Source organism: Caballeronia arationis, from assembly GCF_001544975.2.
In the GTDB taxonomy this organism is placed as follows: domain Bacteria; phylum Pseudomonadota; class Gammaproteobacteria; order Burkholderiales; family Burkholderiaceae; genus Caballeronia; species Caballeronia arationis.
In genome coordinates this window covers 1-24,504 of sequence record NZ_FCOG02000088.1, presented here as the reverse complement: position 1 = coordinate 24,504, position 24,504 = coordinate 1, and the positions used below count along the sequence as shown (strand labels likewise).

The window sequence follows — 24,504 nt, the reverse complement described above, 5'->3', positions numbered from 1 at the left end:
CACACACTCTGTGATAACGTCATGATTGGCTCCGGTCGTCCACGGGTCTTCGGACCCATTGAGCTTCGAGCTCGTACATCGCTGGGCACGTCCCAGCCGGCTCGACCGGAGCCACCTTACACCGCCAGCGCTCCGCAGTCACCCGTACAACTCGTCGGTCTGAGGCGGAGCCTCGTTAGTACTTTTAGTTGGACGGCAGATCCTTGCCCGAACACCCCTACTGAAAACATACAGTATCCCGGAACCGGTGGTCGGCGGCTTACTTGTAGCGTTGCTGGTTTTTGCGTTACGACGCGTCTTCCAGATCGATGTGCGTTTCGATACCACAATTCAGGTACCGTTGATGCTTACTTTTTTCGCCACGATTGGGCTTAGCGCCGATTTGGCGGGGTTGAAAGCGGGCGGCCGAGCGCTGATTGTCTTTCTCGGTGTCGTGGTTGGCCTGCTGGTGATGCAGGATGCGCTCGGTATCGGGCTCGCTTGGATCTTGGGACAAGATCGCCTTCTCGGGCTCCTCGGAGCGTCGGTGACCCTCTCCGGCGGTCATGGAACGGGCGCAGCATGGGCTAAGGTATTCGGCGAGCGTCACGGTCTCGCATCAGCGACGGAGATCGCCATCGCCTGTGCTACGTTCGGCTTGATTCTTGGGGGACTGGTCGGCGGCCCGGTCGCTCGTTTTCTGATCACACACCATGACCTTGCGCCTGCGCCGGAAGTAAAGCTTGCAGTTGCGACAGGGTTCGAACAACCAAAGGCTGTTCGGCCGATTACGGCGGGTGCCGTCATTGAAACAGTGGCGCTAATAGCCGTTTGCCTAGCTGTCGGCTCCGCACTCGCATCCCGGTTGAGCGGCACAGCGTTTGAGCTTCCTGCCTTCGTATGCGTGTTATTCGTTGGCGTGCTGCTGCGAAATGGGCTTGCCGTGCCCGGATGGTATCGAGTCTTCGAACTCGCCGTATCCCTACTCGGCAACGTGAGTCTCGGTCTATTTCTCGCAATCGCCTTGATGAGCCTGCGCCTGGGGGATCTGACCTCGCTCGCGCTGCCGCTTCTCGCCATCTTGATCGTGCAGGCGATCGCGATGGCGTTCTATGCCATGTTTGTCACCTTTCGCGTCATGGGGCGCAATTATGACGCAGCGGTCCTGGCCGCCGGGCACTGTGGGTTTGGCCTCGGAGCCACGCCCACAGCGATCGCCAACATGCAAGCCATTACGGCACAATTTGGCCCCTCGCATTTGGCCTTTTTGGTAGTACCGATGGTGGGGGCCTTTTTTATCGACATCGCGAATGCGATCGTCATTAAATTGTTTCTGCTGTTGCCAATTTACCGGTAAAGGAAGCGTTGAGCGCTCCCCGGTCGTCAAGTGCGCGATCTCCTGAATCGGCACTTGGGGCAGAACAGGGTTGCAAGGCTTTTCAGTGGACACACGACACATAGGCGCGCTGTGGATCGTGGTTGATAGTCACTCGACCGTCTCTGAGATCGACGACCTTGTGTTTGCCGTTCCCCGCGAAGGTATGCGACCAGTATTCGCTGCTGCCGCCCCAGCCATAAAGGCCGCCGGGATAACGAGCATCGTCCTTCGGCGCGACGATCGCATTTTTGCTTGCCGTGGCGCTACTGCTATCACGGTTCGCGTAGACGAACAGCGCCGTCAGCTCTTCCACCGTCGGCAACCGCATATGTCGCTTCACACAGTGGTATAACGCGTCGTGGTAGTCGTAACGTGACACCCGGGCTCCATTGAAAGCGTCCCGGGGACTCTTTTTCGCGCGCGGGATTCTTATCTCCCGCGGATCCGTGTCCCTCACGGGGCGGCTAAAACAGTTTTGCAGAGAGAAGACCGTTGTCCCGCCTCCGTGCATCGGATAGGTCCCCTCAGGCATGCATATGTCTTCCTCGGCGACTATCGGATCCACCGGTGCTGCGGCGGATGAAATACTCGGACTCAAAATCAATGCGACGGGTATTACCGCCCGGGGCAACAAAGATCTCAGCATGGCGAGGCTCATAGCAGTCCGATAACGATGTTGATGACCGGTCCATGCGACAAACCGTTCTCATTTGGCCACAACTCAAATGTTTCGCGCTCCGGCTGGAGGGCTCGAAGAAGGGCGGCCTAAAGAATAAAACAAGGCGGCCCGGGTCATTGTTTGCCACCGGCTGCCCACGCCCAATATCGCGTGACTCGAAATGTAGCCCGTTTTTACTCGTGGCCGATCAGTTCATGAAAGTCACCAGCCCGTTGCGCAAGTCGTACATTGAGCCCACGATCATAATTTTCTTTTTCTTTTCGAGATCGTCAAGGACGGTGCTATTTGCACGTATTGCATCGACGGTATGCTTGACATTCGTCCTCGCCACGGCATCTACAAATTCGTCGTTCTTGCTGGTGCGATCGCCTTGGAAGTGGGTTGCCTCGACCGATGGTTTGATCGTATCGAGCAGCCCTGTGAGATTTCCCAACTCCACACTATCGATGGCCCCTTTTATCGCGCCGCACGCAGTATGTCCCATCACCAGTACGACCTTCGCGCCAGCTACTGCGCAGGCGAACTCCATACTGCCAAGCATGTCCCGGTTGGCGATATTCCCCGCCACCCGTGCGTTGAACGTATCCCCAATGCCCATGTCCAGAATGATTTCGGCCGGTGCGCGGGAGTCGATGCAGCCCAGGACAATTGCTGCCGGATACTGGCCTGGCGCAGTAGAACGCTTCTGAGCAAGAAAATCCTGTGACTTCATCTTGCCGGACCGAAACCGCTGATTTCCTTTTTTCATCATTTCGATGACCTGCTCGGGCGTCAGTGCGTCTCGCTGAGACTCTGTCAGCGCGGCAGCCTCGACAACATTCGGTCGTAACCCGAGGCTAATTAACAATGCTGCGGCGCATGTTCCGGTTCCTTTCAGCAAGATTCGTCGCTTGTTTTGTTTTGAATGATCAGCCGCACAGCAGTCCTGTATCGATTCCATATCGGCCTCACATCGTGTGATATCGAACACCTTGCAGCGGCGCATTCAACCGCCCCAGCGGCCTGACCTTCTCGCAGGACACGGCGTTTACCCAGTATCGACGAAGATCGGTAAAAATCAATCCGCATCGACATGCGATCGAGCGATTTCTGCGGTACAAGCGTTAGTGAGTACGCAAGATGTTCAACCTCGACGTTAAGCCCAGGAGGTCAAGTGAGAATCGTTCCCGAGTCCGTGTTGCACGCTCTTTTTGATCGCGGCGGCTTGAAGGGCGTCTTCGATCACGCCAGGAATCTTGTGGTTTCCACAATCATCGTCGCGGCAGGCTTCGAGACAGTAAGACGATTCGATTCGATCGATCTCTTTGGCATGCACAACCCTCTTTTTGCCGGCTATTTTGTTGCTGGAGCGGGCTGCGTGCTTATCGCGCTCAATTTCATCGATGGACTTCGAAGACTGGCCAAACTGCAGTGGCACGTGGGTTTGCAGGCTGCACTGAGCGAAGGCTACCTATTCTTTTCGTTGCGGCTTGTTCAGCTGATCATTTTCTTCAGAACGAACACCTGCTAGTGTCCGAAGCTGCCACACGTGACCGTACTGAGACCGCGTCTCGTCATCCCGTCGGCATTCAAGAATCCGTGCACCAAAACACGTCCCGGTGGCTAACGCCGGTGCGTGAAGACCGGTTACGTAAGTATTAGGGGATGTTCCAATACAGGTTATGAAAAATCGACCTACGCTTAGGTTGTTCCTGCATAGCGGCAACCGGGTCGCAATTCGCGGCGCGAGCGCGCACAACGCTGCTGAGGATCATGCAGGCGCCTGTCGATGGTTGGTCTCTTATGCTTCTACGGCTCGCACACGGAAGTGCGGAACGTGAGGTACAACGCAGTGCGCGGGTCCATTGGATTCTAGCGCGACCTAACCTGGCAGTCGAGATGAGCATCTCGAGTTTCTGCATTGACCGGCCAATATTCGCATCGGTCATTTCGATCGTCATCACGCTCGGGGGTGCGTTGTCGATGCTCGGGCTGCCGATCGCGCAGTATCCCGACATTACGCCGCCGCAAATCACGATCTCAGCTACCTACCCGGGGGCAACCGGCGCGGTCGTCGCGAATAATGTTGGTGCGCCGATTGAGCAACAGGTAAACGGCGCGGACAACATGATCTACATGAACTCCTCGAGTTCATCAACGGGCAACTATACGCTCAACGCCTTTTTCAAGATCGGCACAGATCCAGAGCGAGCACAGGTCGACGTCCAGAATCGCGTGAACTTGGCGTTGCCGCAATTACCCCAATCGGTGCAGGCCCAGGGAATTCAGGTACAAAAGAAATCGTCGGCGTTCATGATGGTGATAGCGATATATTCGCCGACCGAGCGCTACGATTCTACCTATATCGCTAACTATGCCAACATCTATGTGCTCGACGCGCTCAAGCGCATACCTGGCGCTAATCAGTCGAGCATCTTTGGCAATCCGGACTACGCGATGCGCATCTGGCTCAAAACAGACCGCATGGCGCAACTGGGCATCACGGCATCCGACGTGCAAAGCGCCGTCGCGAATCAGAATCAGCAGTTTGCGGTAGGCAGTGTTGGCCAGTCGCCAACGGATTCGCCGGTCGAGCAGTCGTTCGCGGTGACCACCGAGGGCCGGCTGACGGACCCGAGCGAGTTCGAAAGTATCATCATCCGCGCAGCAAGCGGAGGCGCGGCAATCGTGCGCCTCAAGGACATCGGCCGCGCTGAGCTCGGACGAAAGGATTATTCAATTCGAAGCAAGTTTCAGGGCAAACCCGCAACCGTTATCGCGGTGTATCAGCAGCCGGGCGCAAACGCGCTCGACGTATCGAGTCAAGTGCGCAAGACTCTCGCCGATATGAAGGAGTCGTTTCCCGAAGGGCTTGAATATCAAATCGCGATGGATACGACCGAATTTACTCGCGCGTCGATCTCGGACGTAGTGCGCACGTTCTTTGAAGCGCTGGTACTGGTGGTAATCGTAGTGTTCGTATTCTTGCAGAGCTTGCGCGCGACGCTAATTCCGGTACTCGCGGTACCTGTGTCAATCGTCGGGACCTTCATTGGCATGCTTGCACTGGGTTTCTCGATCAACATGTTGACCCTGTTCGGCATGGTGCTCGCAATCGGAATCGTGGTGGACGACGCGATCGTCGTGATTGAGAACGTCGAGCGCAATATGAAGGTTCACAATCTCAGTCCGAGGGATGCGGCCAAGCGGGCGATGGATGAAGTATCCGGCCCGGTCGTGGCGATCACGCTTGTCCTGTGCGCGGTCTTTGTTCCTGTGGCATTTCTCGGTGGCATCACCGGTCAGTTATACAAGCAGTTCGCCATCACCATCGCTATTTCGGTGGTGCTCTCAACCGTGGTGGCGCTCACCCTCTCGCCGGCCTTGGCAGCGCTGCTGCTCAGGCCGGGAGATCATGAAAAAAAAGGTTTCTTCAAATGGTTCGGCAACACGTTCGAGCGAATGACACAGGGCTATACGAGCGCGGTCCGGCTGGCTATCAGACGTTTTGCTGTTGCGTTGTTGCTTTTTGCCGGGATGATCGCGCTCTCGTTCATCATGATGAGATCGGTGCCAACCGCTTTCCTTCCGCCGGAGGACCAAGGCTACCTGCTAGGCGCGGTCATCATGCCGGATGCGGCGAGCCTTGATCGCACCGAAGAAGTGTCAAAGAACGTTACCGACTATTTCATGAAACAACCGGCCGTGAGCAGCGTTACAGTCGTCGATGGATTCAGCCTGCTCGACAGCAAGAATAAGACTAATGCGGGGGCGTTTTTCATCGGTTTCAAGAGTTTCGACGAGCGCTACAAGTTCGCGAACATCAAGACGCAAAACGCGCGGGCGGTGCTGATCGGCGCCTACGCAAACCTCTCCTCGGTCAAGCAGGGGATTATCTTGCCGGTCAACCCGCCGTCGATTCCGGGGCTCGGTACGACCGGCGGGACCGAAATGTGGATCCAGAGCAAGGGCGACGGGACGATCTCTCAATTAGCGGGTGCGGTAAATCAATTTATGGAAAAGGCTCAACAACGTCCCGAGCTCGCGCGCGTTACTTCGACCTTCAACGCTTCGTCTCGGCAGCTGCTTGTCAGCGTCGACCGTGACAAAGCGAAGACGCTGGGTGTTCCGATCGAGGACGTATACAGCACGATGCAAACTATGTTCGGCTCTCTGTACGTCTCACAGTTCAGTCGTTCGAGCCGGCTGTGGCAGGTGATTCTGCAAGCCGAAGCGAAGTATCGAATGAACCCTCAAGATCTCGAGCAAATCTTCGTACGCAGCAGATCTGGAGACATGGTGCCGCTTAAGGCAGTCGTGACGACGAGATACGTAACCGGTCCCGATCTAGTGACCCGTTTTAACAATTTTCCGGCGGTCAAGATCACCGCGAACGCAGCACAGGGCTATAGTTCGGGGCAAGTTCTCACCGCGCTCGAGGAGGTCGCCACGGGTGTACTGCCGCCGGACTATGATCTCGGCTGGAGCGGTGAGGCCTACGAGGCGAGGCAGGCTGGCAATACTTCGGGACTTGTGTTCGTGTTCGGCCTAGTCATGGTGTTCCTGATCCTTGCCGCGCAATACGAAATGTGGAGCCTCCCGATCGGCGTTCTAATGGCCGTGCCGTTCGCCCTCTTCGGCGCGCTCCTCGCCATCTTGCTGCGCGGACTCGAAAACGACGTCTACTTTCAAATTGGACTGACCATGCTAGTCGCGCTCGCTGCGAAAAACGCGATTCTGATCTTCGAGTTTGCCGCGCTCAACCGAAAGTCAGGTATATCGATCCATGACTCGGCGGTCATCGCGGCTACCGAGCGATTACGCCCTATCGTGATGACATCCCTGTCATTTATCCTTGGCTGCGTGCCTCTTGCCCTCGCAACCGGTGCGTCGGCAAATAGCCGTCATTCGATCGGCACTGGTGTCATAGGCGGGATGCTAAGCGCTACCGTGATAGCCGTTTTTTTTATTCCAATGTTTTATTACGTGCTGGTGACGATGTCGGAAAGGCGGGGCGGCGGCAAGAAAACGCCTACCCCGACGACGGACCCGGCGGGAGCCGAGCCAGGGAGATCCAGCGGCGCCGGCTCAGGCAGTCCGACGGACAATCTGTCTACCGGACACGAGACCGGATGACATGCGCGGCACCGCTCCTCGCCTAGCCATGCGTCTGCGCGGTAAACCTCGAAGCGGACCCGGGGCATCGCTCGAAGATGTAATGAGCGTCATTTCCGCCGAGCTTCTGACTGCATCCGGCTTGGCATCGTTCGCTAACGACTGTGGGGCCCAGATCCCGGTGAGAGGCACGCGACAAACACGACGAGATGCAATCGCATGTGGCTATGAACGCCCGGCGGATAATCAGCGCCGGAACTGGACAATCGCGCGTGAATGGCTGGGATTGCGTGCGAGCCAAGACTACATTGGAGCCACTTCGAGCCAATGACGGGGCACTTGGCGGGAGAATGACTGGACGAAAAAGTCTTTTCAAACGATTCGCATGCGGCTTTGACTCGTCTAATTTCATAAGAGCCATTAAAGATCATGCAAAACGCACATGTGCTGTTGCCCGACGCGCTGGTAGTGCTGGCGATCGTGATTGCGTCCCGGCTGGGAGACTTCTGCTCCGAAGCATCCAACCGGCGTCTTACTTACTTCGCCGCACTCTTGTCGTCGACCGCGGCAGGGGTGGGGTTCGCGATCCAAGCATCCGACTCCCATCAATACTATTTCTTCTCGCGGACGATCGTCATCGATTCGTTCGCGAGCGTGATGAAGGCGGGCGTGTCACTTGGCTTCGCTGCTGCGCTCGTCTATTCGCGTAAATATCTCGAAGATCGAGAGCTATTCCGCGACCACGTGTTTCTACTGGGTATGTTCTCGCTGCTCGGCCAGTTGATCATGATTTCGGGCAACCACTTCCTGATGCTTTACCTCGGGCTCGAATTGATGTCGCTGTCACTGTACGCAATGATCGCGTTACGCCGGGACGCCCCGCAATCGAGTGAAGCCGCAATAAAGTACTACGTGCTTGGCGCATTGGCCACGGGTTTCCTGCTATACGGCATCTCGATGCTCTACGGCGCGACAGGCTCGCTTGAACTGAACGAGGTACTGAAGGCAGTCGCTTCGGGCCGCATCAACGATGCCGTGCTGCTATTTGGGGTGATTTTTATCGTCGCAGGCATTGCATTCAAGATGGGCGCGGTGCCGTTTCATATGTGGGTGCCGGACGTCTATCAGGGCGCGCCAACCGCGATGACGCTCTTCGTCGGCGGCGGTCCGAAGCTCGCGGCGTTCGCGTGGGGTCTGCGATTCCTGGTGATGGGTCTGCTGCCGCTCGCCTTCGACTGGCAAAGAATGCTTGTGATCCTGGCGGCGCTTTCGATGATCGTCGGAAACCTTACCGGTATCGTCCAGCTTAACGTTAAGCGGATGCTCGCGTACTCGGCCATTTCGAACATGGGGTTCGTGCTGCTGGGCCTGCTGGCGGGGGTTGTCGACGGCAAGGCCGGTGGCGCGGCGAGCGCGTACGGTTCGGCGATGTTCTACAGCATTGTGTATCTGGTCACGACGACGGGCGCGTTCGGCGTGATTATGCTGCTAGCCCGCCGCGACTTCGAGGCAGATACGCTCGAAGACTTCAAAGGTCTGAATCAACGCAGCCCAGTTTCCGCGTTCGTGATGATGGTAATGATGTTCTCGCTGGCTGGCATCCCGCCGACAGTCGGCTTCTACGCGAAGCTCGCGGTCCTTGAAGCCACGATGAGAGCCGGCCTTACATGGCTTGCGGTGCTGGCCGTGGTCACTTCGCTGGTCGGCGCTTTCTACTACCTGCGCATTGTCAAACTGATGTACTTCGACGCGCCGCAGGACACGACGCCGCTCGCGGCGGGAGCCTGCAACCGCGCGCTGCTATCGCTTAACGGCGTGGCCGTGCTGGTGCTAGGCATCGTTCCAGGTCCGCTTATGACGGTGTGCCTGCAGGCGATCACACAGACACTGCCGCGCTGACGTCGGCGGCAGGCTGTCTGACTCCCCGCACATGTGACTGATGGTCAAATCTGCGGCAAAGAAAACGATTGCCCCGGCAAATAGTCCCGGGGCCGCCATGCCACTTCCGTGGGACAGGTCCACGGACTCATGGGCAAGTTCAAAAGCCACAGCGGATATCAACACTCCAGAACCGGAAGCCATGATCAAGCCCAGCATCTTGTTGCTGATCCTGAACCAGAACGTCAGCACTGCGCCTAGGAACAATGAAGCGACGAATCTCTGACTGCAAATCCGTCCGTCCGAGCGGGTCAATCTCAACCCTACGTCAGCTTGCGGAAGTTTAGCGCCCGTTGCTGAGACGGAACCATCGGTGGAATTTTTAGATCGGGAATGGCCGCTAGCAGGAAAATCCAATGCTCCTTGACGACCCAACGCAGCCACTCGACGCACCTTGTCGCCGACGTCTCGAAAAAGTGAGCTTCGGTCATTCGACCTCTACGAGAAGCCTCCGTCGCTGGGCCCCCGGGCTGTCGCCACCGGTCTCCCGCAGGTCAACGCAGTTGGCAATCTCGCTGGCTTCGCGGGGACGTATCTCATCGGCGTGATTCGTGAAAGTATCGGCAGCTTCGCCATGGCGCTCACGCCAGTGCTCGCGCTACAAGTAATCGGTATCTGTTTGCTCGTCGTCTCGAACAGACGTACGATCGCAACGCGTCACGCCTGAGCGGTTCTGCTTTACAGTGACGACAGCCGGCGCGCGGCGCGCGCCCCCCGTCCGCTCGTGTAGTCACATCATGCCAAACTACTTTCAGTACGATCTACAGTCGCTGCGCCTTTTCATCGTCGTTGCTGAAGTCGGTAGCCTGACGAGAGCAGCCGATCGCACGAACATGACTCTCTCAGCGGTCAGCAAGCGGATTGCCGAGCTTGAGAGCAGCACCGGGTGCATGCTTCTTGTGCGGCAGCCGCGTGGCGTCGAGCTAACAGCTGCCGGCAAGGGTCTTCTGGCGCACGCGCGGCACGTTATCGAGCGCGTCAACCGCATGGCGACCGAGATGAGCGACTATGCGATCGGTGTGCGCGGCCATGTCCGCATGTGGGCAAATACCTCGGCAATCGTGCAGTTCCTCCCGCGTGATGTACGCGAGTTCCTTTCCCAGAATCCCAGCGTCAAGATTTCGCTCGAAGAACGCCTCAGTGGGGAGATCGTTGCGGCGGTTGCAAACGGCGACGCCGATCTCGGCGTCTTTGCTGACAATGTGGCTGCACCGGGCATAGAAAAAGCCGCGTATCACCGGGACAGACTTGTTTTGCTGGTACCGAACGACCATCCGCTCGCTTCGCTCGAACAAGTTTCTTTCGCCGATACGCTGGATTTTGAGTTTGTCGGTCTTAATGAGGGCAGTTCTCTGCTTGCGAGATTGCTCGAAGCCGCCTTCAGCGCTGAGCGCACACTCAAAGTTCGCATTCAGGTAAGCAGTTTCGATGGCATTTGCCGGATGATCGAGCAGGGCCTTGGGATTGGCGTACTACCAGAAGCTGCGGTCCGCAATGAGATCCTGGCGGCAGGCCTACGCCCGGTGCGTCTTACTGACCGCTGGGCCGACCGCACCTTGTGGATCGGCACCCGTTCGCGAAGCGCCCTATCGCCCGAGGCCGCACGATTATTCGATTTCATGTCCGGGACGAAGCACGCTTCATAGGGTTTTCCCCACGCTTTCTCGCCGGGAAAGGGTCATTGAAAATTCATTGATTATCAACAAGCTTGGTTTGTCGCACAGTGAGGCATCAACAAAACGATGCTTCACAGGAGACAACCATGACGAAGCCACTTCAGGGCATCCGCGTGCTCGAAATGGGTCAGCTCATCGCTGGGCCATTTGCAGGAAAGATGCTTGCTGAATTCGGCGCGCAGGTCACCAAAGTCGAACCCCCGGTTACGGGCGATCCCTTGCGCAAATGGCGTCTCCTTCACGAAGGGACGTCGGTATGGTGGGCAGCACAGTCGCGCAACAAAGAATCGCTGACGCTTGATCTTCGCTCCCCGGAAGGTCAGGACGTTATTCGCAAGCTCGTCGCAGACAGCGACGTGCTCATTGAGAATTTCCGGCCGGGCACGCTCGAAGGCTGGGGCCTTGGCTGGGATGAATTGCATGCGCTGAACCCTGGTCTCATCATGCTGCGCGTATCGGGCTACGGTCAGACGGGACCTTACCGTGATCGTCCAGGCTTTGGCGTCGTCGCGGAAGCAATGGGCGGCTTGCGTCATCTGAGTGGCGAGCCAGGCCGCACGCCTGTGCGGGTGGGTATTTCAATTGGCGACTCGCTTTCCGCCCTGCACGGCGTGATTGGCATTTTGCTCGCGCTGCGGCACCGTGATCAAAACGGCGGAGAAGGGCAAATGATCGACGTTGCTCTCTATGAGTCGGTTTTCAACATGATGGAAAGCCTTCTCCCGGAGTACTCGACATTCGGCACCGTACGTCAGCCGGCCGGCAGTAGTTTGCCGGGCATTGCGCCCTCGAACGCTTACCGCTGCTCCGATGGCAAATATGCGCTGATCGCCGGCAACGGTGACAGCATCTTCCGACGCCTCATGGACCTGATCGGACGCCGCGATCTTGCGGAGGATCCCGCGCTCGCCCAGAACGACGGCCGCGTGAAGAGTGTCGAGCGCATTGATGTGGCGATTGCTGAATGGACAAGCACTCAGACGCTCGAAAACGTACTCGCCGCGCTTAATGAAGCACGCATCCCCGCAGGGAAAATCTACGACGTCGCGGACATTGCCGACGACCCTCACTACCTTGCGCGCGACATGATCCTTGAGACGCAGCTGCCAGATGGAACGCCCATAAAGGTTCCGGGCGTAGTACCGAAGCTGAGCGCAACGCCCGGTACGGTCGATACGTTGGCACCGACGCTTGGCCAGCATACGGACACGGTTCTCGGGCGTATCGGGATTGACAACCAAACCCGCGACGCCTGGCGCGCACGCGGCATCATTTGAAGGAGCGTGCCATGAGCGGCAGCAAGCGTATCTATATTCAGGAAGTCGCGACTCGAGACGGCTTTCAAAATGAAGCACAATTTGTCGACACCGATGCGAAGATCGCCTTGATCGATCGTCTGAGCGCATGCGGGTACGCAAAGATCGAAGTCACCTCGTTCACCTCCCCGAAAGCCATTCCTGCGTTGCGTGATGCCGAAGCAGTGATGCACGGCATCGCCAGACACGATGGTGTCGTATATACAGTTCTCGTGCCCAACATCAACGGCGCCGAACGTGCATTGTCGTGCGGCGTGAATGAAGTCAACCTGGTGATGTCAGTGAGCGAGAGTCACAACCGCACGAATTTGCGCATGAGCCGCGAGCAGTCATTCGCGCAACTGCGCGATGTAATCAGCGTTGTAAAGCAGACTAACGTAGCGATCAATGTCTCCCTTTCTACAGCAATGGGCTGTCCGATGGAAGGTGACATCGCACAGGCAGAGGTCCTCGACTGGATGCAGCGCTTTGCTGATCTCGGTGTCCATGGCGTTACGCTTTGCGATACCACGGGCATGGCCTTTCCTTCACAAGTAGGGGCGCTGTGCGCGGCCGCGACGAAGCGCTTCTCGACGTTGGAGCTGACTTTGCATTTCCACAACACCCGCGGTATGGCGCTCGCGAATACGCTGGCAGCCCTCGATGCGGGGATCGATCGGTTTGATGCTTCACTCGGCGGCCTTGGCGGCTGCCCGTACGCACCCGGTGCGACCGGAAATGTTTGCACCGAAGAGCTGGTACATATGCTCGAACTGGATGGTTACGACACGCGCGTCGATCTAACGGCTTTGCTTTCCGCGTCGGCTTTGCTTCCGAGCCTCATTGGCCACGACGTGCCAAGCCAATTGCTGAAAGCTGGACAGCGACTTGACCTGCACGCCATTCCCTGCGCCTCAAGTGACGGCCTTCCAGAACAACGTGCCTTTGCTGAAAAAGCGTGAAATGCCGCTTATCGATCACCTTGATCATCTTGTGATGACCTGTATCGACATACGCACTACGACTCGCTTCTACGTCGAAGTCCTCCAAATGCAGGCAGAAACGTTCGGCGAAGGACGCACAGCCCTGCGCTTTGGCGACCAGAAGATTAACTTGCACCAGCAAGGCGCTGAGTTTGCTCCACGAGCGCATCTTCCGGTCCCCGGAGCGCTTGATCTTTGCTTTATGGCCGCTGTTCCGCTCGTGGATGTTATTGCTCATCTACATCTATGCAACTGGCCAATTGCTGAAGGTCCCGTTGAACGTACTGGAGCCACGCAGAAGATCCGTTCGGTCTATGTTCGTGACCCCGATTTGAACCTTATTGAAATCTCTGAACCGATCGAGTGAGTCGATGGAACACTACCCTCTTTCACGTGATTTTCAGGTGCCGCTTAACGAGTTGCGAGTTGTGGCGCGTGGCCTGACGCGGCCCGAATGCGTTCTTGCGCTTGACAACGACATCTTAATTGCAGCGCACGGCGCGGGTGGATATTCGGTGGTGTCCTCGGACGGCACCGTTTCGCATCGGCTGATCGAGTCCGAAGCTGATCCCGCCCGCAGATATGTGCCGAACGGAATCGCGCTGGCGCCGGATGGCTGCGTCCTATTCGCTGATCTTGGAAAAGCCAACGGCGGCCTATTTTCCATTGACACTCGCGGCCGGATTGAGACCGTGCTGGATGCGGTCGATGGAGTGCCACTGCCGCCTAGTAACTTCCTCACTGTTGATGAATACGGTGTGCTCTGGTTCACCGTTAGCACCCGAAAAATTCCGCGAAGCGAAGCATGGAATCATGAGGTGACCGACGGCTTCATTGGCGTGATCGATGCAGCGGGGACGGCCCGCATCGTGGCAGACGGTCTCGGATACACGAACGAGGTCGCGATTTCGCCGGATCGTCGATGGCTTTACGTCAACGAGACGTACGCTCAGCGCGTAAGCCGTTTTTCGCTTATCGGTACGCCTGCCGCCCCGAGCCTCGGGGCTCGCGAGACAGTTGCGACGCTGACCGGGGCAGATCTTCCCGACGGGCTTGCATTTGATGTGCACGGAGGGCTGTGGCTAACGTGCATAGCGAGCAACCGCGTGCTGCTCGTGCGTCCAAATGGCGACATCCAAACTATCCTCGCGGACACCGACCACGATCATGCGGCGTTGGTCGCTCGTTGCGTACAAGAGGCGACACTACAGCATGCCGACATGCAGACCGCCGGAAAGTCCACTCTCGGCAACGTATCCAGTATTGCGTTCGGCGGTCGCTCGATGTGCACCGCGTACCTCGGCTGCCTGCTGGACGACTGCATCCGGTCATTCGAGAGCCCAATTGCTGGCTTAGCCTTGCCTCACCGCACGCGCCGGATCGCGTGAGAAAACAACCATTGATCGCAAAAGCCGGAGAGCAGAGCCGATCTCACATTGATGTTTGCAGGAGACATTCATGACAGAAATTGAATCGCGGACCATGCGCAAGGTACTGCGCCGCTTTGCTCCCCTTCTAACCATCTGCTTCGTAGTTGCCTTCTTGGATCGCGTGAATGTCGGCTTCGCCGCTCTCACAATGAGCCGTGATCTCGGACTTTCCGCTTCTGCTTTTGGTCTCGCAGCGGGGCTATTCTTCGTCAGTTATTTCGTTTTCGAAGTGCCATCAAACATTTTGCTTGAGCGGGTCGGAGCGCGGCGCTGGATTGCTCGCATCATGTTCACATGGGGTTTGTGTTCGGCAGCAACGGCCTTTGTGCAAGGCGAGTGGTCGTTCTACGTTGTGCGGGTGCTGCTTGGCGCGGCAGAAGCCGGCTTCTTTCCAGGCGTTGTGTTCTTACTCACGCTGTGGGTTCCAGCGACATACCGCGCCCGCGTGATCGGCGGATTCATGGCCGCTATGCCGCTTGCGAGCGTGATTGGCTCGCCCCTGTCAGGCTATTTAATGAGCCTTCACGGATGGCTCGGTCTTGCAGGCTGGCAGATCATGTTTCTCCTCGAAGCGGTGCCCTCACTCGTGCTCGCTTTTGTGGTACTGCGCGTGTTGCGCGATTCACCGAAAGATGCCGAATGGCTTGACGATAGCGAGCGAGCCTGGCTTGAGTCAACGCTTGCCGCTGAACGCCAGAATCGCGCGACCGCTGTGGAACATGGCGTGTTCAATCTGTTAAAAAGCCCGGTGATCCTGTTCACCGCTTTAGCTTACTTCGGCGTAACAGGTTTCAACTATGGGCTGAGCTTTTTCCTGCCGCAGATCGTCCGAGCTTTTAACCTCAGCATCCAGCAAGTCGGGTTCGTTAGCGCGCTTCCCTTTATCGCTGGTGCTGTTGGGATGATCGTCGTGGGCCGTCATTCAGATCGCACTAACGAGCGACGCTTCCATCTCCTGCTTCCTCTTGCCTTGGCAGTGATCGGTCTCGCAGGATCGACGCTTGTAGCAGCCCCTGTGGGAAAGCTTGCGTTACTCTGCCTTGCTGCGTTTGGCGTTTTCTCTGCTCTGCCTGTCTTCTGGGTTCTCGCCCCGCGTCTTCTTGGACCGGCAGCAGCGGCAGCAGGTATCGCGTTGATCAATTCGCTTGGCAACCTGTCAGGATTTGTTAATCCCTATGCAGTGGGATTAATCAAAGATGCAACCGGAAGTTTCAACGGCGGCCTTCAACTCATCGCCGCGTTTGGAATGCTTGCGTTAATTATTCTTTTCTTCGTTACAACGCGCATCGCAAAAAGTGGCAGAGGTGAGCATTCCGCCTCATCGTCTGTCCGATATAAGACCGAAAGCTAGAGCAAACGCACCCTTAAGAGCAAGCCCCGCGCGTTGTAAGCACAACGGCTATTCACCATAGCCTTTCGCGCGGCATTCGGGGATTTATTGAATGCCGGTAGATCTTGTCGCTGCCAGCGCTGCGCAGCGCGGGGATGAACACATTATAAAGGCGCGAATGACGAATTAGGTTTCGACGTAAGTTGCCTAAGTAATCACCCGACGTGGCAAGCGGAGCATAAGCCGACCCACACTTAATCAAGCATTATCGAAGGAGACAGTTATGACTATTTCCACCCCTGCGTCGGCTGCGCCCGAGCCTGTGGTACAGCCACGCAAGCGCTGGTATCGCCACCTCTACGTGCAAGTTTTGATTGCTGTAATCATCGGCATTCTGCTGGGGCATTTCTATCCGTCGGTCGGCACAGCGATGAAGCCGCTCGGCGACAACTTTCTTAAGCTGATCAAGCTGATGGTTGCGCCGCTGATCTTCTGCACAGTGGTTCATGGCATCGCCAGCATGAGTGATATCAAGGCTGTCGGCCGCGTGGGCGTGAAGTCGCTGATTTATTTTGAGGTGATGACGACGTTGGCGCTCGCAATTGGGCTAATCGCGGTCAACTTGATGAAGCCTGGTACGGGGATGCACATCGATCCGAGCACTCTTGATGTCTCTTCCATTGCAGCCTACACAAAAGCCGCCCACGATCAGACCGTCACGGGATTCCTTTCGCACATCATTCCATCGACAGTCTTCGGAGCGTTCGCAGAGGGCGACATTCTCCAGGTCCTATTCATTTCGATAATCTTTGCGTTCGGTCTGCAGATGCTCGGCGAGCGGGGAAAACCGCTTCTTTCGGTGATCGATGCAGGCGCGAATACGTTCTTCAACATGGTGCGCATCGTTATGTACGTCTCGCCCATCGGTGCATTTGGGGCAATCGCGTTCACGATCGGAAAGTACGGTGTGACATCGCTTGCTTCCTACGGACAGCTTCTGTTTACTTACTACACGACGGGCGTGATTTTTGTGGTTGTCGTACTCGGCTTGGTCTGCCGGCTTGCTGGTTTCAGCCTGTTCGCCTTTCTTCGGTATATCCGGGAAGAATTGCTGATCGTTCTGGGGACCTCGTCGTCTGAGTCTGCGCTGCCCCGCCTGATGTTGAAGCTCGAACGGCTTGGATGCGAAAAGTCCGTCGTCGGCCTCGTTGTTCCGGCAGGGTACTCGTTCAATTTGGACGGGAGCTGCATCAATATGACGGTACTTGCGATGTTCATTGCGCAGGCGACGGACAGCGCCTTGAGCCTTGGACATCAAATAACTCTCTTAGTGGTGCTGCTGCTTACGTCGAAGGGTGCGGCAAGCGTCAGCGGGGGAGCCTTTATTGTGCTCGCAGCTACGCTCAGCTCCGTGCCCGGCATCCCGGTCGCAGGTCTGGTCCTCGTTCTTGGCGTGTATCGCTTTATTTCCGAGGGCGGTGCGATCATCAATGTCATTGGCAACGGAATCGCGACGATCGTGGTTGCGAAGTGGGAGAAAGCTCTCGATAAAGATGTGTTTCGTACACAGCTAGCGCAAGGACCTGGTGACGATTGAACCGCCGTGTGCCGGACTCGGTCCGGCACGCCATTACCGGACCGGTGCCCTGAACCTCGAAGGCATAGCGTCCACGCAACCTCTCCTTCTCATAGCGTAGCAAGATCGCCAATTAAACCGCTTCGTCGTCTCTATGGTCGATGCACATATCTGAACAAAACAGAATCTTGGAATCAACATGCGTCCTCAATCTGCTTCACTTAAGCTAGTCTTTCTTGACCGTTCAACTATCCCTGCCTCGACGAGACTTAAGGAACTACCATTTCCCCACGTCCTAGAGGTGTTCGAATCGACTGCTCCCGACCAATTGCTTGCCCGGATTAGCGACGCGGACATAGTTATCACGAACAAAGTGAAATTGAACGGCGAAGCACTGAAGCAAGCGAAAAAATTGAGATTGATTGCGATAGCCGCGACGGGGACCGACAACGTCGATCTTGGGGCCTGCAATGGGATGGGAATAGCGGTATCCAACGTGCGGGAATATGCGGGTCACACCGTTCCGGAACATACCTTTGCGTTGATTTTTGCACTTCGACGAAGCTTAGTTTCATACCGAACAGCCGTGCAAGCTGGACGTTGGCAGGAGTCGGGACAATTTTGCTTTTTTGATTTTCCTATTAAAGATTTGGCGGGGTCCACACTCGGCATCATTGGGGACGGGGTCCTAGGAAAAGCGACCGCAGCAATTGGAAGGTCGCTTGGACTGAATGTCTTATTTGCCGCGTTCAAAGGTCGGGATGACATGGGCATGCTCTACACCCCCTTCGAGAAGGTCCTCGAGGAATCAGACATCATCACGCTTCATTGCCCGCTCAATAGCGAGACACGGGACCTTATTAGCGATGCCGAATTCGCAAAGATGAAGCGGCAACCCCTGCTTATTAATACGGCGCGTGGCGGGCTCGTCAATGAAGCGGCACTAGTAAAAGCCCTCAAATCCAACACGATCTCTGGTGCAGGGTTCGACGTGGTTACCGAAGAACCACTTTCGGCTGGCAATCCATTGCACGAGGTGCTTGACCACCCCAGCTTCATCCTAACTCCTCATGTTGCGTGGGCGAGTGAGGAGGCTATTCAAACCTTGGCCGACCAACTCATGGATAACATTGCGGCCTTCGTACGCGGCGCGCCTTGCAATATCGTCAATAGGCCGCGCCTGCAAGCTGTGGAGAGCGTGCAAGAGAGTGGCGACCGGTGAATATCCATTTGGGCCATTCCCGCCTCACCTGGGTTCCAACAAATGACAACTCGGAAAGGACTGAATCATGACATCCAAAGAATCTGAGCGCACGATCGTGGGCTTCATTGGTCTCGGCCAGATGGGTAAGCCGATGGCCTTGCGTCTTCTTAGCGCGGACACCGAATTGCGCGTGACGTCGAAAATACAAGATGCCTACGCTGATTTAGACGCTGCCGGTGCCACGACTGTCGATTCGCTCGCCAGCCTCGCAGACGCCAAAATCGTGTTCCTGAGTCTGCCTGGCACTGCAGCCGTGCTCGACGTCCTTTTCGGCGATGGAGGCCTAGCGAGCCAACTGCGGCCCGGCTCTATCGTCGTGGATACCAGCACGATGGAGCACGGCGCGACTCTGGATATCCACTCCCGTCTGGCGTCGGCAAACATACTCTTTCTCGATGCTCCCGTTTCCGGGATGCAATCGCGCGCCGAAGACGGTTCATTGACTGTTATGTGTGGTGGTTCGCCGGAAGTTTTCGAAACAGTGCAGCCGTGGCTCGCGCGCATGGGTAACAACATCCTCTACATGGGCGAGGCTGGCAGTGGCCAGCTAACAAAGCTAGTCAATCAGTTGCTCTTCGATATCAATTGCGCGGCGCTTGCTGAAATCCTTCCCATGTCGCGACGCATGGGACTTGACCCGGAAAAGATCGCGTCTGTTATCAACAGCGGTACCGGACGAAGTTACGCATCGGAGTTCTTCCTTCCCCGAATCTTGAGCCGCCATTTCAGCGATGGCTACCCGCTCCAAGCGGCCTACAAGGACCTCGTCAGCGCGGCTGAATTGGGCGCGCGCCATTGCATCCCGATGCCCGTGCTTGCCGCAGCAACAGCAACTTACCAGATGAGCCTTTTAACAGGCAACCGAGCCACCGATAAGGGTTCGATGACTCGACTTTTTGAAGACATGCTGGGCGTGCAGTTCAGCGCCGCAGCTTCTCACACGGAGAAATAAGATGGCTGAAACACTTGGCCTTGACAATGGGCTGACCAATTACGGCGACCGCGACTTTGCTCGTTACCTGCGCCGCTCGATGGCGCACTCGATGGGCATTTCGTCAGAACTTCTCGCGCGTCCCGTGATCGGCATCGCTGCGTCCCCTAGCGACTTCAACAACTGCCATCGCTACATGCCTCAACTCGTAGAGGCTGTTTCACGAGGCGTCCTTGCTGCGGGTGGTCTGCCTCGCATGTTCCCGACCGTATCGCTGGGCGAGGTGTTCCTCAATCCGACCAGCATGGTGTACCGCAACCTGATGTCGATGGACGTAGAAGAGATGGTGCGCGCGCAGCCTATGGATGCGGTCGTGCTGATTGGCGGCTGCGACAAGACCGTTCCCGCTCAACTCATGGGCGCCGCCTCGGCTAACCGTCCTGCAATCCAACTGGTTACTGGCCCAATGTCCACGGGCCGGCACAAAGGAGAGCGCCTGGGCGCGTGTACGGACTGTCGCCGCTTCTGGGGTAAGTTTCGCGCCGGTGAGATCGAAGCGGCCGAGATTCAGATTGTAGAAACGCGTCTGGCCACTACTGCTGGTACCTGCGCCGTTATGGGCACGGCAAGTACGATGGCGTGCATCGCGGAGGCTTTAGGTATGTTGTTACCGGGAACGGCGACGATACCTGCGGTCGATTCTCAACGTTTAGTCGCTGCCGAAGAGAGCGGCAAAGCCGCAGTGCGCCTCGCGCGTTCGCCCATTCTGCCGTCTCAGATCATTACAGAGCAGTCGGTGGAAAACGCCTTCCGCGTGCTGATGGCGTTGGGTGGCTCGACTAACGCCATTATTCACCTGACAGCGGTTGCTGGCCGACTCGGCATTCGCATTAGTCCGCAACGTCTGAATGAAATTTCCGACGAAACTCCAGTTCTGGTCGACCTTAAACCGGTGGGCGAAGGCTACATGGAAGATTTTCATGCGGCCGGAGGTATGGGGGCCGTGCTCCGAGAACTGCGTCCATTGTTGAATCTCGACTGCTTGACAATTGACGGCCGCACGCTTAAAGAACGGCTGGATGAGCGAGCTGGCTGGGTTGACCGGAAGGTCATCCGCCCCTTCACTGATCCTGTGAGCGAAGTGGGCGGGCTTATTTCCCTGCACGGCAGCCTTGCACCTGACGGCGCCATCTTCAAACGCGCCGCTGCCACGCCCGCTCTTTTCGAGAAGGAAGGCCGCGCTGTGGTATTTGAAAGTCTCGAAGATCTGTCAGAGCGCGTGGATTCGCCCGACCTCGACGTCACCGCGGATGACGTCTTAGTGTTGAAGAATGCTGGGCCGCTGGCCGCCGGCATGCCGGAAGCCGGCTACTTGCCCATCCCGTCGAAGCTTGCCAAGGCTGGCGTCAAGGACATGGTGCGCATCTCAGATGCGCGCATGAGCGGAACCGCCTATGGAACCATCGTTTTGCACGTCTCTCCCGAAGCCGCCGCCGGGGGCCCACTCGAAGCGGTTCGCAACGGAGACCGAATTCGCCTCTCAGTGTCGAAAAAGACTATCGATTTGCTCGTTGAGCCGGCCGAGATCGCGCGTCGATTGGCAGAGCGTAAGCCCCGCCCACAGAAGCGCGGCGGATATCAGGAACTGTATCAACGCACGGTTACGCAAGCGCCTGAGGGGTGTGACCTCGACTTCCTCGCCCAGCCTCGTAGCTGACGCCTTTTCCTCAAAGGAGATAAATTCCTCATGAACTTCTATTCGCAATTACTCGCCCGCGCCGAGCAAGGAAATCCCATCCGCGTGGGTCTCATTGGCGCAGGAAAATTCGGTTCGATGTACCTGGCTCAGGTCCCGCGAACACCAGGCGTGCATATGGTTGGCATTGCCGATTTAGCTCCCGCAAACGCTCACGCCGCTTTGGCGCGCGTCGGCTGGGAGGCGGATCGTGCGCAAGCATCGTCGCTTGACGACGCCGTTCGCTCCGGAACGACACACGTCGGCGACGACTGGCAAGCGTTGGTGGCCCATCCAGGTGTCGATATTATCATCGAGTGCACCGGGAACCCCATCGCTGCAGTTGACCACTGCTTAGCTGCGTTTAAGCACGGCAAGCATGTAATCAACGTGACGGTAGAGGCAGATGCGTTCTGCGGCCCCTTGCTAGCACATCGCGCCCGGGAGGCCGGTGTCGTGTACTCGCTTGCTTACGGTGACCAGCCTGGTTTGGCTTGTGAGCTTGTCGACTGGGCGAAGACCTGTGGGTTTCCCATCATTGCGGCTGGGCGCGGCCATAAGTGGCTCCCTAAATTCCGGGAATCGACGCCTGACACGGTCTGGGACCATTGGGGCGTGACAGCAGAGCAGGCTCGTATCGGAGGCATGAACCCCAAGATGTTCAATGCTTTTCTCGATGGCTCAAAACCAGCTATCGAAAGCACGGCAATCGCGAATGCCACGGGACTCCAGGTGCAGGCCGAAGGCATTACCTTCGCGCCTGCTTCAGTCGAGCAGATTCCCACGGTTATGCGGCTCAAGTCCGAGGGGGGGGTACTGTCTGCTAAGGGCGTGGTCGACGTGGTGTCCTCGTTGAACACCGACGGTACGTCCGTCGGCTATGACATCCGCAAGGGCGTGTGGGTCTGTGTCGAAGCCCCTAATGACTATATCCAGCGATGCTTCAAGGAGTACCAGGTATTCACTGACCCCGACGGGCGCTGCATGGTGCAGTACAAGAAGTGGCACCTCATCGGACTTGAACTTGGAATCTCGGTAGCCAGCGTGGGATTGCGTCGAGAGCCCACCGGAGTGGCCCAGCATTTCAATGCGGATGTCGTTGCCACTGCAAAGCGAAACCTGAAGGCGGGTGAACTGCTTGATGGCGAAGGCGGTTACACGGTCTTCGGTAAGCTCTCCCCTGCCAAGGTATCCCTTGAAGTCGGTAGCTTGCCTCTTGGCCTTGCCCATCATCTGAAACTGCGTCGTGACGTTGCAAAGGACCAGTCGCTCACGTGGGACGACGTCGTCATTGACGAGGAACAACCGGCATATCGCGTACGCAAAGAGATGGAGGCGCTGTTCCCGAAGTAAATGGCTCGCGGTGCTAGAGCCGGGATCGCGACGCCGCGTCCCGGCGAAGTGCTCCGCCGCATAAAACTCTGCATTATCCGAATAATAATGCGAAGCAGGAAAATCGATTGCTGAGCGTGCGCCCAAGACTTAACCTTCCGGTGATGACAAGCGTTTGTTCCTCCGTCGGTTTCTGAAGTGATGCGGTCGTTCCAACGGCCGACGACCGTGCTCGACGAATGGCCGCTGGTGGCCGTACCCGGTCCGACGCCGAACTGGCGCGGCACGCGCCGTCGATCGGCTCACGTCGGGCAGTAGTCGCCCCTAAACCGCCAGTTGACGTACTTCAAATCGGACTTTCGAGCCCGCTGCATCGAACAGAATTGACCAAGTTACTCCATTGTTTCATCACATCACTCTGAGCCGAACATGAACGTATCCGAACGCCTTGCACAAGCGGGCCTCAAATTGCCGCCTCCAATCGACCCGCTCGGCTCCTATCGAACGGTCTCCATTTCGGGGAGTCAACTCTATGTCTCCGGTCTCGGGCACTTCGAGGATGCAAGCCAATCGTCGGAATAGTCGGCGGCGATGTGTCGCTGGAAAAGGGCCCAGCACGCAGCACGTCTGACGATGCTCATGATCCTGGCCTGCGTCGATCAGGCATGCGGGCTCGACAACGTCGAGAGATGCAGCCGACTGACGGTCTACGTGCGTGCCGCTCAGTCGTTCACCCACCATCCGCAGGTGGCCAACAGCGCCAGTGACCTCTTGCTGACATTGTTTGGGCAAGACAACCTTCCGGCTCGAAGCGCGCTGGGGGTGCATACGTTGCCGATGGGCATCCCGGTTGAAATCGACAGCATCTTCGAATTGAAGCGATGAAGATTGGCCGATTCACGCGATACCCCGCCCTGCGTGACAGTTACGACCGTCCATCCGCGTCGGCCCTGTCTAGAGATCGTGTACCGACGCGGGGTGCAAAGTTTGAGTCAGCCCTGATCGCGATTGTCGACGATCCTGGGCGTGACGTTGAACGACCACAACTGGCCCAGGTCGTGTCAATGCGCCGTGACCGGCCCGCGAAAAAGTCGACTCGTCAGGATGCCCTGTGTTGGCTTCGTAGCCCTTCGGGAGGGGTAAAGTGACACCCGAAAACCGAGCGATTTTGAGTTCGATCCGACGCGATTGTCCGCGCCTTCAATCGGTCTTTCTACTTTCCAGCGCCATGTCACGACAGGGGAGCGGACGAGGTCGATATTGCCCTCGTGCATTAGCGCAGAAGCAGAGCGGTTCGCGTCCGCCTGCAGGACAGTCGTATGGCCGTCGTGAACAAGCGTGTATTGCGTCATTGGCTTGCCACGCACGACCGGCAGGTTCTTCCAGCCTGCGGGCAGTTGTGCGCTAGGCTCGATCGTGGAAAAGGCGATTCCCGCCTTTTCGTCCTGCGCAAGAAGGGCTGCCGGCAACACAAGAAGCACGATATACACTGCGACCCACCACGGCCGGGCTGCTCGTTTCCGCGGTCGCTTGATCCAGGGAAGAGGCATGAATAGTCGCACTCGTGTTTGCCCAGCATCCAGTGTGGTCGGCTCAGCTGACACCATTTTACGTAGTTTTTACACCGCCGGTCAGGTTGATGGGGACTATGAATCTGAAGCACACCCGCCGACATCCCGGCCGGTCTGGTCGTACGGCCTCCCACCTGCGGACGGCATGTTGCTGCCGGTCACGCTCCGGCTGTCGTTGCCTGTGCCATGCGCCTTATTGCAGCCTCCCCGGACTTGGGTTCCCAGCAAGACGAAGGGCTCGGGCATGCATCGTGGAAGAAGCGCTATGGACGCGAATGCGGGCGGGCCGCCTCATGCCGAAATGTCGTCCCAC

17 protein-coding genes and 2 pseudogenes are annotated in these 24,504 nt (G+C 57.2%); 16 read left to right on the top strand and 3 right to left on the bottom strand.

What is annotated here, in order from left to right:
* Positions 1–169 precede the first annotated feature (169 nt).
* Positions 170–1,336: pseudogene (gene gltS, locus AWB81_RS30790) on the top strand (sodium/glutamate symporter); the annotation flags it as partial.
* An 82-nt stretch (positions 1,337–1,418) separates the two neighbouring features.
* Here gltS and AWB81_RS30785 read toward each other — a convergent pair.
* Both AWB81_RS30785 and AWB81_RS30780 read right to left on the bottom strand, forming a co-directional pair.
* The gene (locus tag AWB81_RS30785; RefSeq protein WP_144444214.1) at positions 1,419–1,736 is read right to left on the bottom strand and encodes a hypothetical protein; all 318 of its coding nucleotides are present in this window, start codon (positions 1,734–1,736) and stop codon (positions 1,419–1,421) included.
* Between the two features lie 487 nt (positions 1,737–2,223).
* On the bottom strand, positions 2,224–2,976 hold the full coding sequence (locus AWB81_RS30780) for a carbonic anhydrase family protein (RefSeq protein WP_062640695.1): 753 nt from the start codon (positions 2,974–2,976) through the stop codon (positions 2,224–2,226).
* A gap of 213 nt (positions 2,977–3,189) precedes the next feature.
* Between AWB81_RS30780 and AWB81_RS30775 the strand changes: the two genes are divergently transcribed.
* The 15 genes and pseudogenes from AWB81_RS30775 (at position 3,190) to AWB81_RS30700 (ending at position 23,505) form a co-directional block, all read left to right on the top strand.
* Positions 3,190–3,546, top strand: coding sequence for a hypothetical protein (locus tag AWB81_RS30775; RefSeq protein ID WP_062640693.1), 357 nt, complete (start codon positions 3,190–3,192; stop codon positions 3,544–3,546).
* A gap of 368 nt (positions 3,547–3,914) precedes the next feature.
* A complete protein-coding gene (locus AWB81_RS30770) occupies positions 3,915–7,151 on the top strand; it encodes an efflux RND transporter permease subunit (RefSeq protein ID WP_062640691.1) in 3,237 nt (1,078 codons plus the stop codon).
* Between the two features lie 408 nt (positions 7,152–7,559).
* The gene (gene nuoN, locus AWB81_RS30765; protein WP_062640689.1) at positions 7,560–9,029 is read left to right on the top strand and encodes an NADH-quinone oxidoreductase subunit NuoN; all 1,470 of its coding nucleotides are present in this window, start codon (positions 7,560–7,562) and stop codon (positions 9,027–9,029) included.
* A gap of 776 nt (positions 9,030–9,805) precedes the next feature.
* The gene (locus tag AWB81_RS30755) at positions 9,806–10,714 is read left to right on the top strand and encodes a LysR family transcriptional regulator (RefSeq protein WP_062640687.1); all 909 of its coding nucleotides are present in this window, start codon (positions 9,806–9,808) and stop codon (positions 10,712–10,714) included.
* 116 nt (positions 10,715–10,830) lie between these two features.
* Positions 10,831–12,021: a CaiB/BaiF CoA transferase family protein gene (locus AWB81_RS30750; protein WP_062640685.1), complete on the top strand. Its 1,191-nt coding sequence runs from the start codon at positions 10,831–10,833 to the stop codon at positions 12,019–12,021.
* An 11-nt stretch (positions 12,022–12,032) separates the two neighbouring features.
* Positions 12,033–13,001, top strand: coding sequence for a hydroxymethylglutaryl-CoA lyase (locus AWB81_RS30745; protein WP_062640683.1), 969 nt, complete (start codon positions 12,033–12,035; stop codon positions 12,999–13,001).
* Position 13,002: 1 nt separating this feature from the next.
* The gene (locus AWB81_RS30740) at positions 13,003–13,389 is read left to right on the top strand and encodes a VOC family protein (protein WP_062640680.1); all 387 of its coding nucleotides are present in this window, start codon (positions 13,003–13,005) and stop codon (positions 13,387–13,389) included.
* 4 nt (positions 13,390–13,393) lie between these two features.
* Positions 13,394–14,410 carry an SMP-30/gluconolactonase/LRE family protein gene (locus AWB81_RS30735; protein ID WP_062640677.1) on the top strand — a complete coding sequence of 339 codons (1,017 nt, stop codon included), beginning with the start codon at positions 13,394–13,396 and terminating at the stop codon, positions 14,408–14,410.
* 70 nt (positions 14,411–14,480) lie between these two features.
* Entirely contained in the window at positions 14,481–15,803 is a 1,323-nt protein-coding gene (locus AWB81_RS30730) for an MFS transporter (RefSeq protein ID WP_062640675.1), read from the top strand.
* A gap of 262 nt (positions 15,804–16,065) precedes the next feature.
* Positions 16,066–17,379 carry a dicarboxylate/amino acid:cation symporter gene (locus AWB81_RS30725; RefSeq protein WP_062640673.1) on the top strand — a complete coding sequence of 438 codons (1,314 nt, stop codon included), beginning with the start codon at positions 16,066–16,068 and terminating at the stop codon, positions 17,377–17,379.
* 178 nt (positions 17,380–17,557) lie between these two features.
* Complete coding sequence (locus tag AWB81_RS30720) at positions 17,558–18,580, top strand: D-2-hydroxyacid dehydrogenase (RefSeq protein ID WP_062640671.1); 1,023 nt, start codon at positions 17,558–17,560, stop codon at positions 18,578–18,580.
* A 67-nt stretch (positions 18,581–18,647) separates the two neighbouring features.
* A complete protein-coding gene (locus AWB81_RS30715; RefSeq protein WP_062640669.1) occupies positions 18,648–19,574 on the top strand; it encodes an NAD(P)-dependent oxidoreductase in 927 nt (308 codons plus the stop codon).
* A 1-nt stretch (position 19,575) separates the two neighbouring features.
* Positions 19,576–21,270, top strand: coding sequence for an IlvD/Edd family dehydratase (locus tag AWB81_RS30710; RefSeq protein ID WP_062640667.1), 1,695 nt, complete (start codon positions 19,576–19,578; stop codon positions 21,268–21,270).
* Between the two features lie 30 nt (positions 21,271–21,300).
* The gene (locus tag AWB81_RS30705; protein ID WP_062640665.1) at positions 21,301–22,641 is read left to right on the top strand and encodes an NAD(P)H-dependent oxidoreductase; all 1,341 of its coding nucleotides are present in this window, start codon (positions 21,301–21,303) and stop codon (positions 22,639–22,641) included.
* 408 nt (positions 22,642–23,049) lie between these two features.
* Positions 23,050–23,505 (top strand): annotated as a pseudogene (locus AWB81_RS30700) (RidA family protein).
* A 176-nt stretch (positions 23,506–23,681) separates the two neighbouring features.
* Here the strand turns inward: AWB81_RS30700 and AWB81_RS30695 are convergent.
* Positions 23,682–24,110 carry a DUF3047 domain-containing protein gene (locus tag AWB81_RS30695; protein WP_374730526.1) on the bottom strand — a complete coding sequence of 143 codons (429 nt, stop codon included), beginning with the start codon at positions 24,108–24,110 and terminating at the stop codon, positions 23,682–23,684.
* Positions 24,111–24,504: the final 394 nt, after the last annotated feature.

What these genes read in the sequence shown, in the direction of transcription:
- AWB81_RS30780 (WP_062640695.1), bottom strand. Translation starts at nt 2,976, where the DNA reads ATGGAATCGATACAGGACTGCTGTGCGGCTGATCATTCAAAACAAAAC.
- AWB81_RS30770 (WP_062640691.1), top strand. Translation starts at nt 3,915, where the DNA reads ATGAGCATCTCGAGTTTCTGCATTGACCGGCCAATATTCGCATCGGTC.
- nuoN (WP_062640689.1), top strand. Translation starts at nt 7,560, where the DNA reads ATGCAAAACGCACATGTGCTGTTGCCCGACGCGCTGGTAGTGCTGGCG.
- AWB81_RS30755 (WP_062640687.1), top strand. Translation starts at nt 9,806, where the DNA reads ATGCCAAACTACTTTCAGTACGATCTACAGTCGCTGCGCCTTTTCATC.
- AWB81_RS30750 (WP_062640685.1), top strand. Translation starts at nt 10,831, where the DNA reads ATGACGAAGCCACTTCAGGGCATCCGCGTGCTCGAAATGGGTCAGCTC.
- AWB81_RS30745 (WP_062640683.1), top strand. Translation starts at nt 12,033, where the DNA reads ATGAGCGGCAGCAAGCGTATCTATATTCAGGAAGTCGCGACTCGAGAC.
- AWB81_RS30740 (WP_062640680.1), top strand. Translation starts at nt 13,003, where the DNA reads ATGCCGCTTATCGATCACCTTGATCATCTTGTGATGACCTGTATCGAC.
- AWB81_RS30735 (WP_062640677.1), top strand. Translation starts at nt 13,394, where the DNA reads ATGGAACACTACCCTCTTTCACGTGATTTTCAGGTGCCGCTTAACGAG.
- AWB81_RS30730 (WP_062640675.1), top strand. Translation starts at nt 14,481, where the DNA reads ATGACAGAAATTGAATCGCGGACCATGCGCAAGGTACTGCGCCGCTTT.
- AWB81_RS30725 (WP_062640673.1), top strand. Translation starts at nt 16,066, where the DNA reads ATGACTATTTCCACCCCTGCGTCGGCTGCGCCCGAGCCTGTGGTACAG.
- AWB81_RS30720 (WP_062640671.1), top strand. Translation starts at nt 17,558, where the DNA reads ATGCGTCCTCAATCTGCTTCACTTAAGCTAGTCTTTCTTGACCGTTCA.
- AWB81_RS30715 (WP_062640669.1), top strand. Translation starts at nt 18,648, where the DNA reads ATGACATCCAAAGAATCTGAGCGCACGATCGTGGGCTTCATTGGTCTC.
- AWB81_RS30710 (WP_062640667.1), top strand. Translation starts at nt 19,576, where the DNA reads ATGGCTGAAACACTTGGCCTTGACAATGGGCTGACCAATTACGGCGAC.
- AWB81_RS30705 (WP_062640665.1), top strand. Translation starts at nt 21,301, where the DNA reads ATGAACTTCTATTCGCAATTACTCGCCCGCGCCGAGCAAGGAAATCCC.